This window comes from Nocardioides sp. W7, assembly GCF_022919075.1.
GTDB lineage: Bacteria > Actinomycetota > Actinomycetes > Propionibacteriales > Nocardioidaceae > Nocardioides.
Genome location: NZ_CP095078.1, coordinates 3,470,192 through 3,484,438, shown reverse-complemented (window position 1 = coordinate 3,484,438; position 14,247 = coordinate 3,470,192). Strand labels below are relative to the sequence as shown.

General features: G+C 71.7%; 13 protein-coding genes. 7 read left to right on the top strand and 6 right to left on the bottom strand.

Features of this window, described 5'->3' with window-relative positions:
• Nucleotides 1-67 precede the first annotated feature (67 nt).
• Nucleotides 68-3,175, top strand: a complete 3,108-nt coding sequence (locus MUB56_RS16495; RefSeq protein WP_244928103.1) for a M14 family metallopeptidase — start codon at nt 68-70, stop codon at nt 3,173-3,175.
• A 15-nt stretch (nt 3,176-3,190) separates the two neighbouring features.
• Here the strand turns inward: MUB56_RS16495 and MUB56_RS16490 are convergent, their stop codons facing one another.
• Together MUB56_RS16490 and MUB56_RS16485 are read right to left on the bottom strand one after the other, a co-directional pair.
• Nucleotides 3,191-3,847, bottom strand: a complete 657-nt coding sequence (locus MUB56_RS16490) for a class F sortase (protein WP_244928102.1) — start codon at nt 3,845-3,847, stop codon at nt 3,191-3,193.
• The gene (locus MUB56_RS16485; RefSeq protein WP_244928101.1) at nt 3,844-4,884 is read right to left on the bottom strand and encodes an ice-binding family protein; all 1,041 of its coding nucleotides are present in this window, start codon (nt 4,882-4,884) and stop codon (nt 3,844-3,846) included. Before MUB56_RS16485 ends, MUB56_RS16490 begins: the two co-directional genes overlap by 4 nt.
• 241 nt (nt 4,885-5,125) lie before the next feature.
• Here MUB56_RS16485 and MUB56_RS16480 point away from each other — a divergent pair, with 241 nt between their 5' ends.
• Both MUB56_RS16480 and MUB56_RS16475 read left to right on the top strand, forming a co-directional pair.
• Complete coding sequence (locus MUB56_RS16480; RefSeq protein WP_244928100.1) at nt 5,126-5,530, top strand: BLUF domain-containing protein; 405 nt, start codon at nt 5,126-5,128, stop codon at nt 5,528-5,530.
• Between the two features lie 50 nt (nt 5,531-5,580).
• A complete protein-coding gene (locus MUB56_RS16475) occupies nt 5,581-5,985 on the top strand; it encodes a nuclear transport factor 2 family protein (RefSeq protein ID WP_244928099.1) in 405 nt (134 codons plus the stop codon).
• A 1-nt stretch (nt 5,986) separates the two neighbouring features.
• Here MUB56_RS16475 and MUB56_RS16470 read toward each other — a convergent pair whose 3' ends face one another.
• Both MUB56_RS16470 and MUB56_RS16465 read right to left on the bottom strand, forming a co-directional pair.
• On the bottom strand, nt 5,987-6,808 hold the full coding sequence (locus MUB56_RS16470) for a hypothetical protein (RefSeq protein WP_244928098.1): 822 nt from the start codon (nt 6,806-6,808) through the stop codon (nt 5,987-5,989).
• Nucleotides 6,809-6,818: 10 nt separating this feature from the next.
• Nucleotides 6,819-8,513: an FAD-dependent oxidoreductase gene (locus MUB56_RS16465; RefSeq protein WP_244928097.1), complete on the bottom strand. Its 1,695-nt coding sequence runs from the start codon at nt 8,511-8,513 to the stop codon at nt 6,819-6,821.
• A 178-nt stretch (nt 8,514-8,691) separates the two neighbouring features.
• Here MUB56_RS16465 and MUB56_RS16460 point away from each other — a divergent pair, with 178 nt between their 5' ends.
• Complete coding sequence (locus MUB56_RS16460) at nt 8,692-9,171, top strand: universal stress protein (RefSeq protein WP_244928096.1); 480 nt, start codon at nt 8,692-8,694, stop codon at nt 9,169-9,171.
• Nucleotides 9,172-9,199: 28 nt separating this feature from the next.
• On the opposite strand, the gene MUB56_RS16455 is transcribed toward MUB56_RS16460, so the two are convergent.
• Together MUB56_RS16455 and MUB56_RS16450 are read right to left on the bottom strand one after the other, a co-directional pair.
• A complete protein-coding gene (locus MUB56_RS16455) occupies nt 9,200-9,394 on the bottom strand; it encodes a hypothetical protein (protein ID WP_244928095.1) in 195 nt (64 codons plus the stop codon).
• 57 nt (nt 9,395-9,451) lie between these two features.
• Nucleotides 9,452-10,123, bottom strand: a complete 672-nt coding sequence (locus MUB56_RS16450) for a GAP family protein (protein ID WP_244928094.1) — start codon at nt 10,121-10,123, stop codon at nt 9,452-9,454.
• A 243-nt stretch (nt 10,124-10,366) separates the two neighbouring features.
• Here MUB56_RS16450 and MUB56_RS16445 point away from each other — a divergent pair, with 243 nt between their 5' ends.
• From MUB56_RS16445 to MUB56_RS16435, 3 genes are all read left to right on the top strand, one after another.
• Entirely contained in the window at nt 10,367-10,864 is a 498-nt protein-coding gene (locus MUB56_RS16445; protein WP_244928093.1) for a DUF1269 domain-containing protein, read from the top strand.
• Nucleotides 10,865-10,902: 38 nt separating this feature from the next.
• Nucleotides 10,903-11,337: a hypothetical protein gene (locus tag MUB56_RS16440; RefSeq protein ID WP_244928092.1), complete on the top strand. Its 435-nt coding sequence runs from the start codon at nt 10,903-10,905 to the stop codon at nt 11,335-11,337.
• A gap of 219 nt (nt 11,338-11,556) precedes the next feature.
• The gene (locus tag MUB56_RS16435) at nt 11,557-14,223 is read left to right on the top strand and encodes a LuxR C-terminal-related transcriptional regulator (protein ID WP_244928091.1); all 2,667 of its coding nucleotides are present in this window, start codon (nt 11,557-11,559) and stop codon (nt 14,221-14,223) included.
• The last annotated feature ends 24 nt before the right edge of the window (nt 14,224-14,247 follow it).

Sequence of the window (14,247 nt, the reverse complement as noted above, 5' to 3'; positions counted from 1 at the left end):
GTGCTCTTCCCGGCCCCGCCCCGGCGGTGGCATTGTGTCGTGGGTCACATCCACTCGGGAGGTCCTCATGCGTCGACTCGCGTCCTGTCTCATTGCAGCGGCGGTCGTCGCCGCCCTCGGGGTCGGCCTGGCGCCTCCCTCGGCTACCGCCGCAGCGACGGCCGCGGCCAGCGATCAGCGGCTGGACGCGTACACCGCCCGGCAGGTGACGGCCGACCAGCTCGGCAGCCTGGCCCAGCAGGGCTACGACCTCACCGAGGCGCACCCGACCGGTGAGACCTCGCAGGTCGAGCTGGTCCTGACCGCCCAGGAGGCGGAGGACCTGAGCGGGCAGGGCATCGACCTGCGCCTGACCAAGGTCAAGGGCGGTCAGACGGTCCGGCAGTTCGCCGCCGCCCAGGCGGTCAACGGCTACAACGTGTGGCGGTCGTACGACGAGCCCGGCGGCATCCGCGACCAGCTGGTCCGGGCCGCCAGGCGCAACCCCCGCGTCGCGAAGCTCGTCAAGCTCGGCACCACCTACCAGGGCCGCGAGATCCTCGCCCTCAAGGTGACCGACGGCGCGCGGCGCAAGCGGGACGGGGCCCGCCCCGCGGTGATCTACAGCGCCACCCAGCACGCCCGCGAGTGGATCGCGACCGAGGTCACCCGGCGGCTGATGAACGACTACCTCGACGGCTGGCGGTCCGGCGACCGCAAGGTGCGGAGGCTGCTGAGCCACACCGAGCTGTGGTTCGTGCCCGTGCTCAATCCCGACGGCTACCAGTACACGTTCGACCACGAGCGGCTGTGGCGGAAGAACCTGCGAGACAACAACGGCGACGGGGTCACCCAGGTCGGCGACGGCGTCGACCCGAACCGCAACTTCCCCTCTCACTGGGGCTACGACAACGAGGGCTCCTCCCCCATCCCGTCGAGCGACACCTATCGCGGCCCGTCGGCGGCCTCAGAGCCGGAGACCCGGGCGGCGATGCGGCTGTTCAAGCGGGCCCGCGCCGAGTTCATGGTCAACTACCACTCCAACGGCCGCTGGCTGCTCTACAACGACGGCTGGCAGATCGGTACCCCGACCGCGGACGACCCGATCTATTACGCGCTCTCCGGCAACCTCGACAACCCGGCCATCGAGGACTTCCACCCCGGCCTCTCGTCCGACGTCCTCTACGTCACCAACGGCGAGATCGACGGCTACGCCCAGGAGGCCACCGGCACCCTCGCGTGGACGCCCGAGCTCTCCCCCGGCTGCCCGACCTGCGGCTTCGTCTTCCCCGACGACGAGGCGCTGGTCCAGGAGGAGTTCGAGCGCAACCTGCCCTTCGCCCGCTCCGTGGCCGCCTCGGCGAAGGACCCCGACGACCCGAAGTCGACGGTCGGCATCGAGACCAAGCCCTTCTACCTCGACAGCGACGACGCCTACAAGGCCGGCCTCCCGGCCGTCCAGCTGAGCTTCGCCAAGTCGTACGGCGACCCCCAGCCGGTCGCCGTACTGGCCAAGCGCAGCCTGGGCCGGGTGACGGCGAAGTGGAGGGTCAACGGCGGTCGTACCCACTCCTCCCGCACCCGTGAGTGGGACGGCGGCGAACGTTTCGGCATGACCTCGACCCACTACCACCAGGTCCGCGGCACCGTCCGGGGCACCAAGCCCGGCGATTCGGTCAAGGTATGGTTCGAGGCGCGCGGGAAGCGCAGCCCGTCCTTCACCTACCGGGCAGTGTCCGAGTCCAAGAAGCGCGTGCTCGTGGTGGCCGCCGAGGACTACACGGGCGCCTCCCCCGTGCAGACCCCCGGTCCGCACTACCTGGACTACTACCTCGACGCCCTGGCAGCGAACGGCCAGCAGGCCGACGTGTACGACGTGGACGCGCAGGGCCGCGTGGCCCCCGACGCCCTGGGCGTGCTGAGCCACTACGACGCGGCGATCTGGTACACCGGCGACGACGTCGTGACCCGCACCGCGGGCCGTGGCGCCGGCAACGTGGACCGGCTCGCGCTCGACCAGATGCTGGAGTTCCGCGCCTTCATGAACGAGGGCGGCAAGGTGATGTACACCGGCAACCAGGCCGGCGAGCAGTTCACCGGGAACCTCGGCACCCAGCTCTACGACCCGCAGGGGACGATCGCCTGCGCGCCGCTGCCGGCCGATGTCGATCCGCGGCGGTGCCTGCAGCTGCGCGGCTCGGGTGACGGCACCAACGACGTGCTGCAGTACTGGTTCGGCGGCTACCTCGCCATCCCGGGCGACGGGTTGGACGAGGAGGGCAACGTGCACGACGTCGCCGGCCTCGACACCCCGTTCACGGACCTCGCCTGGTCGATGAACGGACCCGATTCGGCCGACAACCAGGACGCCACGTCGTCGTTCATCGCGACCAGCGGCATCCTGCCGAAGGAGGAGTTCCCGCAGTTCGAGAGCTGGCCGTCGGCGCGGTGGAGCAAGCCGGGCGGGCCCTTCGAGCCGCACACCGGCGAGCAGTTCGTGTACAGCCAGATCGCCGACGTGTCGTACAAGCGGCTCACCCGGACGGTGACCGTGCCGGCCGGCGGCGGCTCGCTGGACTTCTGGACCTCCTTCGACACCGAGGGCGCCTGGGACTTCGCGTTCGTCGAGGCCCGCACGCCCGGCGGCGACGACTGGACGACGCTGCCCGACGCCAACGGGCACACCACCCAGGAGACCGGCGACAGCTGTGCCGCGGGCTGGCGCGAGCTGCACCCGCAGCTCGACCACTACCAGACCTTCGACGAGGCGACCGAGACCTGCACCCCCACCGGTACGACGGGCGTCTGGCACGCGGCATCCGGCAACTCCGCGGGCTGGCAGAACTGGAGCGTCGACCTCGCCGCGTGGGCAGGGTCGGAGGTGGAGCTGTCCATCACCTACGCCAGCGACTGGGGCACCCAGAACCTCGGTGCCTTCGTCGACGACGTGACGTATCCGGATGGGACGACCACGTCGTTCGAGACCGGCCTGGACGGCTGGGCCACGCCGGGCGCACCTGCCGGCAGCGCTCCGAACGCCAACGACTGGATCGCCACCGACGCCAGCGGCTTCCCGGTCGGAGCCGCGATCACGACGCCCGACTCGCTGCTGATGGGCTTCGGGTTCGAGGGGATCGCGACGCCGGCGGCCCGCAACGAGGTGATGGGGAGGGCCCTGGACCACCTGCTCGACTGAGGGACGCCGGCGTCCCTAGGTGCGGGCGCCGGCGACCCAGTGGGCGTTGACGACGACGTTGGCCTGGTAGCCACCGCGGCTCGCGTCGTACGCGCCGCCGCAGGTGATCAGGTTCAGCTCGCGGCGGCCGTGCGAGGTGTAGACGCGCTGGGCCGGGAAGTCCTCGTTCGCGTACGTCCGCACCGACCGGACGGCGAACGTGGCGGTGGTGCCGTCCTCCAGGGCCACCTCGATCCGGGCGCCCCGGCTCAGCTGCTTGAGCCGGAAGAACACGGCCGGGCCGTCCACGGAGTCGACGTGGCCGAGGATGACGGCCGACCCGACCGCGCCCGGACGGGTGCCGAGCCGGTACCAGCCCGCATCCTGCGGTTCCTGGGGAACCTCGACCTCGCCACTGTCCTGCAGGCCCAGTCGCACCAGCGCCGAGCTGACGTCGATGTCGGGGATCGTGACCCGCACCGGGGCCGGAGCAACCACCGGAGCGCTGTCGACCGGCGCCGGGGCGGCGACCGCGGGTGTGCTCACGGAGCCCTGGTCCGCGTCCGGATCCGTGTCCGGGTCGGACGACCGGTCGGCCCAGATGACCATGCTCACCGCACCGGCCAGCGCAAGCCCGGCCGCGAGGACCCGCCAGGTGGTGGACGACCGCCCGGCGGGCCCGCGGACGCTCATACCCGTCTACGCCGAGTGCTGCGGGAGCCGACGATCGCGGTGGCGCCGGCGCCACCGAGGCACAGCAGGCCGAGCATCAGCCAGCCGTCACCCGACACCGGAGTCGGGTGGCTGCCGGTCCCGGGATGTCCCACCGGCACCCAGGGAGTGTCGCCTCCGGGGGTGTCGCCACCGGGGGTGCCGTCACCGGGGGTGCCGTCACCGGGGGTGCCGTCACCGGGGGTGCCGTCACCGGGGGTGCCGTCACCGGGGGTGCCGTCACCGGGGGTGCCGTCGCCCGTGGACGGGGTCGTCGAAGGCGTGGCACCGGGGGTCGCGCTCGGCCCACCCGAGGGCGTCGCGGTCGACACGACCGTCGGCGCGGCGCACCCCGGTCGGGTGATGGTGTTCGTGTCCAGCGTGACGGCGCCGTTGCGCGCGAGCAGCCGACCGAGGACCACCGCCCTGGTCTGCGCACTGATCGAGGTCAGCGCGAGGACGGTGCCGACGAAGTCGCTCGAGGTGCCCAACGTGGCCGAGCTCCCGACCTGCCAGAACACGTGGCACGCCTGGGCCCCGCCGACCAGGGCGACTCGGCTGCCGCTGGCGGTGATCAGGGTGGAGCCTGCCTTGAACACGAAGACCGCGTCGGGGTCTCCTTGCGCGTCCAGGGTCACGGTGCCGGTCAATGCCATCGCGCTCGCGGCGTCGTAGACGCCGGGGATCAGGGTCTGACCGCCGAGGTCCTGGCTGGTCTGGTCCACGACCGGGCCGCGGCCGGCGGCGTCGTCGTACGCGGTGGTGAGGTCGTCCTGGGCCAGCGCTGCGACCGCGTCCGCGGCGTGGATGGTGCCGTCGTTCACGATCCCCGGGGGGAAGCCGACGACCTGGGAACCCGCGCTGACACCGACGTCGCCGGAGATCACCGACGGCCCGGTGTTGGTGACGGTGCTGCCCGCGAGCACGGCGAACGGCGCCGCGGTCCCGAGACCGACCTGGGGCTGGGCAGCCGAGGCGGGGCCGTTCATCGCGAGGACCAGGGCGGCGGTCAGAGCCACGACCGCGAAGGGCGTTGTTGTACGGATTCGACGGAACATAGGCACTCTCCGAGTAGAGCCGGAGCGGCGTCACAGCCTGGTGAGTACGAGTGCCACGAAGTCCGGGGGTGAGGTAGACAGGAGGAAACCCCCCCGGGTGTCTGGCCCGAGTGTTGCAGTCGCCGGTCACATCTGCTAATCGGCTCACGTGTGGGTGCGCGACCACCACCGCCGTACGGCGACCAGGCATGATCGAGTCACCATGCTCTCGCTTACCTACCTCAGCTCTGCCACCCGCCTGATGTCGGCCACCCAGCTGGTGGAGCTGATGGCCGCCGTCCGCCCCCGCAACGTCGAGCTCGGCCTCACCGGGCTGTTGCTCTACAGCGGCGGGAACATCATCCAGACCCTGGAGGGCCCCGACGACGCGGTCGACCGGGTCTACGGGGCGATCCGGACCGATCCTCGCCACACCGGGTTGATCGAGGTGCTCCGCGACCCCGTCACCGAGCGGGCCTTCCCCGACTGGTCGATGGGCTTCACCGACGTCGACCTCGACGACGTCGACGGCTTCAACGGCTTCCTGCAGCTGCCGGCCGACCACGCCGCACCCGGTCACCGTCACGTCCGGACGATGCTGCGCGTCTTCAAGGAGGTCAACCGCTGACGACGGCTACGCTCCTGCTCAAGCACGAGCCAGCATCTGGGAGAGCGCAGATGACCCGCACACGTAGGACGCCCAAGCCGGTCGGGGCGGTCATCGTCCCGGCGGAGCGGATCCACGCCCTGGTCGACGCCTACCTCCGCGCCTGGAACGAGACCGACGGCGAGGCCCGTGCCTCCCTCCTGGCCCAGTGCTGGGACGAAGCCGGCGTCTACCTCGATCCGACCGTGAGGACCCGGGGCCGGGACGCCCTGTCGGACCACATCGGCGGTGTCATGTCGAGGCGGCCGGGCGCCCACCTCGAGCTGGTCGGCGGCCTCAACCACCACCACGGCGTCGTGCTGTTCCAGTGGCGTCTGGTGCGGCCGGGGCAGGATCCGGGGAAGGTCTCGACGGACATCGGCGAGGTCGGTGACAGCGGCCTCCTGGTGCGGATGACCGGGTTCTTCGGCACCTGAGCTACGCCGCCGGGCGCCGATCGGGTCGCAGCAGGAGGATCCAGAGGGCCGCCGTACCCACGGCGAGCAGACCCACGACGTACCCGGCCGCGGCGGCTCCCCGGGAGAGGTCGCCGCCGTGCCGGGCGAGGGCCACGGCCTGGAGGACGACGAACGTGACCCCGGTCCACCCGACCGGCCGGACCGAGACCGCGTCGTCGACCAGGCCTGCGTGCCCGGCGGCCCACCCGAGCCCGACGAGCCAGGCGCCGACGGCGCGGGCGGTCAGCGGGGTCAACGGCCACGACCACAGGGTCGACGCGGTGTCGGGCGCGACGAGCAGCGTCACCCCGACGCCGGTCAGCACCACCCCGAGCGCGATCAGGAGCGTCCGCAACGCCCTCGGCAGCGGCGTGCGCGCCGGGGCGTCCGTGCCGTCGCGCGCACGCGCGAGCTCGCGCACCCCGACCGCCGTCAACGCCACCGGGACCACCGTGTAGATCGCCAGCCAGCCCCAGGTGATCGCCCGAGCGCCGCTCGGGTGGTCCGAGCCGAGGTGGAAACGGTCGAGGTGCATCAGCGTGACGACCAGCGTGAGGGTCGTGAACACCAGCACGCTCCCGACCGCCAGCCGGGCCTGCGCCCAGCCGGCGGCCCGTGCACCGGCGACCTCCAGCACCGCACTCGACCAGTACGCCGCCCCGAGGAACACCGCCGTCATCGGGGGCGCGATGGTCCAAGCGAACCAGTCCGCGGTGCGGAGGGGGAACACGAAGAGCTGGAGACCCGCGAGGAAGACCAGGGCGGCGGCCACCAGGAGCAGGCGTCGCAGCGCCGGTGACACGACGGCCCGCTCACTCGGCGGCCGCATCACCGCTCGCGCTCGTCACGACCGGTCGGGGGTGCTCGGCGAGGTACCTGTGCAGCACCGAGATCACGGTCGCCCCGTCACCCACCGCGGTGGCGACGCGCTTGATCGAGCCGGACCTGACGTCACCGATGGCGAAGGTGCCGGGCAGGCTGGTCTCGAGGGCCAGGCTGCTGTGCCCGTCGGTACGCACGAACCCGGCCTCGTCGCGGTGCACGGCGTCGGGCAGCCAGGTCGTCCGAGGGATCGAGCCGATGAGCACGAAGAGCCCGGCGGCCTCGAGCTGCTCGGTCTCGGCCGGATCGGTAGCCCGGGTGTCGCCCACCGTGATCTCCGCGAGGCAGCCGTCGACGCTGCGTGCTCCGACGACGGCCCCGTGGTAACGGATGCTGAGGTTGCGCGTCGCCTTCATCTGGGCGATCAGGTAGTCGGACATGCTGGCGGCCAGGCTCGCGCCCCGCACCAGCAGCGTCACGTGCCGTGCGTAGCGGGCCAGGTGGAGCGCGGCCTGCCCGGCGGAGTTCCCGCCCCCGACCACCCACACCTGCTGGCCGACCATCGACGGCGCCTCGGACACGGCGGCGCCGTAGTAGACGCCCCGACCGATGAGCTCGTCGACCTCGGGAAGGTCGAGCCTGCGGTAGTCGACCCCGGTCGCCACGACCACGCTGCGGGCTCGGACCGCGCTGCCGTCCGACATCGTCACGCGATGCAGCGGGCCGTCGGCCTCCAGACCCTGGACCTGGCGCATGAAGGAGTACTCGGTGCCGAACGCCCAGGCCTGCTGGAAGGAGCGGTAGGCCAGGTGGGCCCCGCTCACCCCACGCGAGAACCCGGGGTAGTTGCGGATCAGCGAGCTCGTGCCCGCCTGCCCGCCGACGGCCTGCTGCTCGATCACCAGGGTCGACAGGCCCTCCGAGGAGGCGTACACCGCCGCGGCGAGACCGGCCGGGCCGGCACCGACGACGACCACGTCGAAGACCCGGTCGAGCGGAAGCGGGGCCATCAGGCCGAAGGCATCGGCGATCTCCAGGTCCGTCGGGTCGACCAGCACGGTGGGCGGGCTGGTGAAGGCCAGTACGACGACCGGCAGCTCCGGGTCGTGGAGGTCGAGCGACTCGAGCATCCGCCGGGCCGCGTCGGTGCCGACGGGGTAGAACCCGACCGGGATGTGGTTGCGCCCGAAGGAGTCGCGCAACGAGAAGGTGCGCTCGTCGCGGGCCTCGCCGATGAGCCGCACCGCCTCGAAGCCGAGCCCCTGGGCGAGGTTCCAGTCGTCGAGGGCGTCGGTGACCGCGCCGTGGAACTCCTCGTCCCGAGGTCGTTCCGGGCGCACCAGCGAGAGCTCCGCGTGGCCGTGAGCGATCGCCGCGAAGACCGGCGCGGCGCTGGCGAAGTCGCCCCAGGTCACGGCCGCGGCCCGCTTCGCGGAGGGCTGCAGGGCATAGGCCCGGCGCAGGAAGTCGAGGCCGTCGCGGTCGTCCGGCCCGTAGTAGCCGATGACCAGCGCGACCGCTCTCCCCCACCGGCGCAGCCCCTCGAGGATCGCGCGAGCGTGCGCGTAGTCCGCGCACACGATCACCTCGTAGTCGCCGCCGTAGCGGCGACGCAGCTCGCCGCCGAGGATCTCGCGCGAGACCGGGTCGGTCGTCGCCAGCAGGATGACCGGGTCGGGGTCCATGGCCGCACTCCCTCGCAGGGGCCGTCGATGCGCAGCACGCTACTCCCGCTGCCGGGCGACGGCGAGCGGGATTTCGCCCCTACCCGGACGACGGGTCAGTCGGTCGGCCTCGGCCCGTGGGTCGGGTCACCCGAACTAGGTGACCCCGCTACGGGTGGATCGCGCGGACCATCGGGGCATGGACATCAGGCGGCCCCTCATCGTCGTCAGCCACGACGGGTCCCGGCCCGCCGACGCCGCCTTCCGGTGGGCGTTGAACCACGCACGAGCCGTCTCGGGACGACTCCGGGTCGTGCGCGCCTGGACCATGAAGACCGCACCTCGCCCCAGCTCCCAGACCCTCGGCTACGTCCCACCGCTGGAGGACTTCGAGGCTGCCGTCGTCGATGACCTGCGCGCCGACTGCGCTCGCCTTGCCGCGGAGGTCGACGACGTGGACATCGAGTGTTCCGCCGTCCGCGGGCCGGCCGCGAACAAGCTGCTCGAAGCCGCTGCCGATGCCGACCTGCTGGTCGTCGGAGCCCGCGGCCTGGGTGGCTTCCGCGGCCTGGCGCTCGGCTCGGTCAGCGACCAGCTGGTCCGGCACTCGCCGTGCCCGGTCGTCGTGGTGCGCGACGCTCACACGGCCGACACCGACCGCACCCTGCCCTCCGAGTGACCGAGTGACCCTGGTCATCTGCCGCGGATCAGTCGTTGGGGATGGTCAGCACCTCGATGACGGGGATCCCCAGTGAGCTGAGGAGATTCAGGACGCCCTGCAGCTCCTCCTGATCGGCGAGCTCACCGACCAACGTCGTCTGGGCCCGGTGGTGGCGAGGCGTCAGGTACGGGAAGGCGCTGGCGAGCTCGTCGGACACCTCCGCGTCCACCCGGATCATCATCCTCGCCATCGTGCTTCCCTTCATCGATCCCCGGCCCGGTCAGAGCTCCGCCGATGCTCAGAGTCCAGCGACGCCCTTGCCGACGACGGCGACGCCGATGACGAGCAGGAGGACGGCCATGACAGCCGCGTTGTGGGCGGTCAGCCACTGACGTAGGTCGTCGAGCGGCTGCTGCATCCTCTGTTGCGCCGTCAGGTAGCCGAGCACCGGAAGGGCGACCGTGCAGGAGCCGATGACGACGAAGACGACGACGGCGGCGACCTGCTCGCCCGCCGAGAGTGCCCCGCACCCGATCATGACGCCGCCGGTCAGGCACAGGGTGAGGTTCTTCGGGTTCACCGCGGACAGCAGCGCGCCGAGCCCCAGGGCCCTGGTGGCCGTGAGGGTGTCGACGGCGCTCATCCACTTCGGCATCGTCGGCTCCTCGTCCCCCCGCGGCCGGGAGCGCCAGCTCTTGACGGAGAGCAGGACCGCCGCGGCGCCGAGGACGATCTTCAGCACGCTCGCCAGGGTTGACGGGTCACCGGACTCGGAATCGTCGACCGGGTCGACGGCCACGGCGACCATGGTGACGACGGCACTGATGCCGAGCACCCACCCGGCGCAGAACGCGACCGATGCGGCCTTCGCGTGCGGTGCCAGGAGCATCAGGATGACGGCGATGATGGGCACCGGCGAGATGGCCACCCCCAACGCGACGGGGAGCAGTTCACCGATGACCTCGCCCACCGCTCCTCCTGCCCAGCTGCCGCCCTCGGGTGGCGGCCGTCGCCGCCAGCCCGGGAGCCGTGACGCTAGGGGTGCCGCGGCCGCTGGTGGTCACCCCTTCCGGGGGAACTGCGGGCGCAGCGCGCGCTCCTAGCTCCGCCGCGAGATGTTCTCTACGCCGTTCACCAGGAACGGGTGAGCCGCCCAGCCGGGCCCCGGCGTGAACTCGGCGTGAACCCGACACCCGACACCAGGAGCGCGGTCATGGCCCAAGCCACCCTCACGGTCTGGAAGTTCGACAGCCCCGACGGGGCCGAGCAGGCCTCGCAGACCCTTCAGGACCTCGCCCGCGAGGGCATCCTCACCCTTCACGACGCCGCGACGGTCTCGTGGGCGGAGGGCCAGAGGAAGCCGAAGACGCGCCAGCTCGCCTCGACCACCGGCGCCGGTGCGTTGGGCGGAGGGTTCTGGGGTCTGCTGTTCGGTCTCATCTTCTTCGTCCCGCTGCTCGGAGCCGCGCTCGGTGCCGCGACCGGGGCGCTGGCAGGGTCGCTGAGGGACGCGGGCATCGACGACGCGTTCATCACCAAGGTCCGTGACCAGGTCACCCCCGGCACGTCCGCCCTCTTCGTGATGACCTCCGACGCGGTGGTCGACAAGGTCAAGGCCGCGTTCGCCGACCACCAGCCCGACGACCTCATCTTCACCAACCTCAGCGATGACCAGGAGGCCGCCCTGCGGGGGGTCTTCGCGACCGAGTGACCCGACCGCCGCTCGTCGACCACCACGAAGGAGAAGCCATGACCACGCACGCCACCGGACGGGCCTACGAGAAGTCGACCAAGGGCCTGGTCGCGGTCGGCGCCACCGCCTTCGCCGGCGTCATGCTGGCCACCGTCGCGATCTTCCAGATCCTCCAGGGCATCGCTGCCCTTGCCGAGGACACCGTCTTCGTCAGCGGCGTCGAGTACACCTACGAGTTCGACATCACCACCTGGGGCTGGATCCATCTCATCCTCGGGGTCATCGGACTCGTGACCGGAATCGGCATCCTCGCCGGACAGACCTGGGCGCTGTTGCTCGGCGTCGCCATCGCCACGCTCAGCGCCATCACGAACTTCGCCTTCCTGCCGTACTACCCGTTCTGGTCCATCGTCGTGCTCACGTTCGACGTGTTCGTGATCTGGGCGTTGTGCAGCCAGGTCATGGCCACCGACCGCGCGTCAGGGCGCTGAGCACCGACCGAGGACTTCACCTGACGCAGGGGTGACTTCGACGCGGAACCGTCCTACTCTCGGGAACATCAGGGATGGGGCCCTGGCTGGCGACGGCTCGGGGGCGGGAGTCGTGACCATGTGTGACCACTGTGTTGACCCGGCATGTGGCGGGCTCCGACGCACTGGGGGGACGCATCGGGCAGTTGCGTGCCGGCCGGCGACGGCGAAGGGCTTCCCGTGCACATTTCCCCACCCACCCAGACGCCGCTTCACCGCGGACCGCGACTGCCCCGGACCTACGTCCCCCGCCCCGCTTTCTGGGCCCAGCTGGACCAGGGCACCCAGGCTGCGGCCACCCTGGTGGTCGCGCCCGCCGGCGCCGGAAAGACCCTCGGCGTCGGCGGCTGGCTGCAGCAGCATGCCGTACCGGAGGCACCCCCCGGTGAGGCACTGTGGGTCACCGGCGACTCCAGCTGGCACGGCGACCGCCTAGCGGGTCTCCTGGAGCTCGCCGCAGCTCCGCAGCGGGCCTCCTCCGACGTCGAAGCACCGCCGACCAGGCCCCGGCTGCTGGTGATCGACGACGCCCACCAGCTGCCGCCGTCCGCCGTACGCCTGCTCGACGAGCGCCTGAACCAGGAGCCGGACTCACTGCATGTCCTGCTGCTGAGCCGGTGGGACCTCGCGCTGAGCCGGCTGCTGCCCGAGCTGCTCGGCCACCTCACCGTCCTGCGCGGCGACGTCCTGCGCATGGACGAGACGGAGTCCGCGGCGATGGTCGCCGCGCACGCCCGGTCCGACGACCCCGAGGTCATCGAGACCATCACCGAGCACGCCCACGGATGGTGTGCCGCCGTGGTCCTGATGGCGCGAGCCGTCGCCGCCACCCCCGATCCGGCGGCCGCGGCCCGCCGGTACGCCGGAGTCGACGCCCGGGTCGCCGATCGGGTGGCCAGCGAGGTGTTCTCCGCCCTGGGGCCGAGAGAGCGCCACGTGCTGCTGTGCATCGCGCACGAGAAGGAGGTCTCGGTCTCGACCGCCCGTCACCTGTCTCACGACCCGCACGCCGGGGAGGTCCTCGACGACCTGGAGACGACGGGCCTCCTGGTGACCCGCGTCTGGCCCGACGGTCACGACGACGGTGGCGGCCGTCGTACCCCGCTGGGAGCGGCTGCCGTCGATGACCCGCGCTACCAGATCCACCCGTTGCTGGCCGAGGTGATTCGTCGGCGTCTGGTCGTCGGGGGCGTCGACGTCGCCCAGGCGCGCTCCACCGTCGCGCGTGCCGTCAACCTCGACATCGAGCGAGGCGAGACCAGTCGCGCCTTCGACCGTCTGGTCGCCATCAACGAGCCCGGCCGAGCCGCCGACCTCCTCGCCGGCGAGGGCATCACCATGGTGATGCGCGGGCAGGGTGTCGCCATCGCCGGCTTCGTCCGCGCCCACCCGGCCGCCGTGGCCGACCGCCCGGGAACCTGGTTCCCGGTCGCCGTCGAACGCTGGTTGAACGGCGACGTCGAGTCCGCCCGGCACTGGATGGACCGCACCCTCAAGGACCAGGGAGCAAGCAGCGGGCGGGTCGCGTGCATCCGCCTGATGCGCGCCCGGCTCGGCCTCGAGTCGCTCTCCGCGGCGGTCGGCCACGCGCAGCGGGTCGTGCTGGAGTCCCACCGAAACGGCGGCAACGACGAGGTCATGCCGCACCTGCTCACCGAGCTCGGCATCACCCAGAACTGGACCGGGGACCTCGTCCACGCTCAGGTGAACCTGACCACGGCCGTCGGACTGAGCCGGACCCGGAGCCTGCCGGCGTTGACGATCGCTGCCGCCAGCCATCTCGCCATGACCGAGTACATGGCCGGCCGGGAGCAGTCCGGGAGAGAGCTGGCCACCGAGACCATGGGGATGCTCGGAGCGGCGTTGCCGTGGCGACCGCAGTTCGCGTTCTCACGGGCCAGCCTCGTCATGCTCTTCGCCGGGCTCATCGACCTGCCGTGGAACGACGGACCCATCGAGCCGGCCGCCCCACCGACACCGGTGCACGCGGCCGACCTGTGCACCCGGTTCTGGATGCGGATGCGCGACGCGCGCCTGGCCCTGCAGGCCGGCTCCGCGTCGCAGGCCGAGCAGATCCTCGAGGCACCTCTGGACCTGCCCACGGGGTTGGACCAGCTGCCCGACCACCTGAATGCGGTGACGCTGATCGAGCGCTCCTTCATCGCAGCACTGGCGTCGGACAGCGACACCCTGAGGAATCTCGAAGCCGAGCTCCTGGCGCTGCGAGCCTTGGGTGAGGCGTCCCTGGTCGCCGGGCTGCGCGCGGACCTCGCCGGTGACCTGCGCAAGGCCGCGTCCCTGTTCGGGACAGCGGCCGGGGACATGGCCTACGCCCAGCCGGCCAGTCGCGAGCTCGCGTTGGTCTGTGAGGCACAGACCCTCGACGCGCTCGGCGAGCACGAGACCGCCCTCCGCCGGATCCAGGAGGCTGCCACCGCGACGGCCGTCCGGCGCAACGCCGTGCCGTTCCTCGGTTGGACCAGGCACGGCACGCCCGTCGCCTCCCTCCTGACCCAGGCCGTCGAACGGTCGACCTCGGCCTGGCTCCGCGAGCTCGCGGAGGCCGCGGCCACCCGTCCGGACGTCACCTCCGTCTACGCCGTCAGCACGGCCACCCCACGCGAGCGGGACCGCGTCTCCCGGTCCCGGGTGCGCCCGGTCCTGAGTCCTCGGGAGCGTGACGTTCTCCACGAGCTCGCCCGCGGCTCCACCTACGCCGACATCGCCGCGAACCTGTTCGTCTCGGAGAACACCGTGAAGACGCACGTGTCCAGCCTGTACGCCAAGCTCGCGGCCGGCCGGCGCAGCGAAGCCCTCGCAGTCGCCCGCGCTCTGCACCTGCTCTGATCGGTCCACCCGTTTCGGGCGAAG

Excerpts from the sequence above, each read along its gene's own strand:
- MUB56_RS16495 (WP_244928103.1), top strand. The coding sequence starts at position 68 with ATGCGTCGACTCGCGTCCTGTCTCATTGCAGCGGCGGTCGTCGCCGCC.
- MUB56_RS16490 (WP_244928102.1), bottom strand. The coding sequence starts at position 3,847 with ATGAGCGTCCGCGGGCCCGCCGGGCGGTCGTCCACCACCTGGCGGGTC.
- MUB56_RS16480 (WP_244928100.1), top strand. The coding sequence starts at position 5,126 with ATGCTCTCGCTTACCTACCTCAGCTCTGCCACCCGCCTGATGTCGGCC.
- MUB56_RS16475 (WP_244928099.1), top strand. The coding sequence starts at position 5,581 with ATGACCCGCACACGTAGGACGCCCAAGCCGGTCGGGGCGGTCATCGTC.
- MUB56_RS16465 (WP_244928097.1), bottom strand. The coding sequence starts at position 8,513 with ATGGACCCCGACCCGGTCATCCTGCTGGCGACGACCGACCCGGTCTCG.
- MUB56_RS16460 (WP_244928096.1), top strand. The coding sequence starts at position 8,692 with ATGGACATCAGGCGGCCCCTCATCGTCGTCAGCCACGACGGGTCCCGG.
- MUB56_RS16455 (WP_244928095.1), bottom strand. The coding sequence starts at position 9,394 with ATGATGATCCGGGTGGACGCGGAGGTGTCCGACGAGCTCGCCAGCGCC.
- MUB56_RS16445 (WP_244928093.1), top strand. The coding sequence starts at position 10,367 with ATGGCCCAAGCCACCCTCACGGTCTGGAAGTTCGACAGCCCCGACGGG.
- MUB56_RS16440 (WP_244928092.1), top strand. The coding sequence starts at position 10,903 with ATGACCACGCACGCCACCGGACGGGCCTACGAGAAGTCGACCAAGGGC.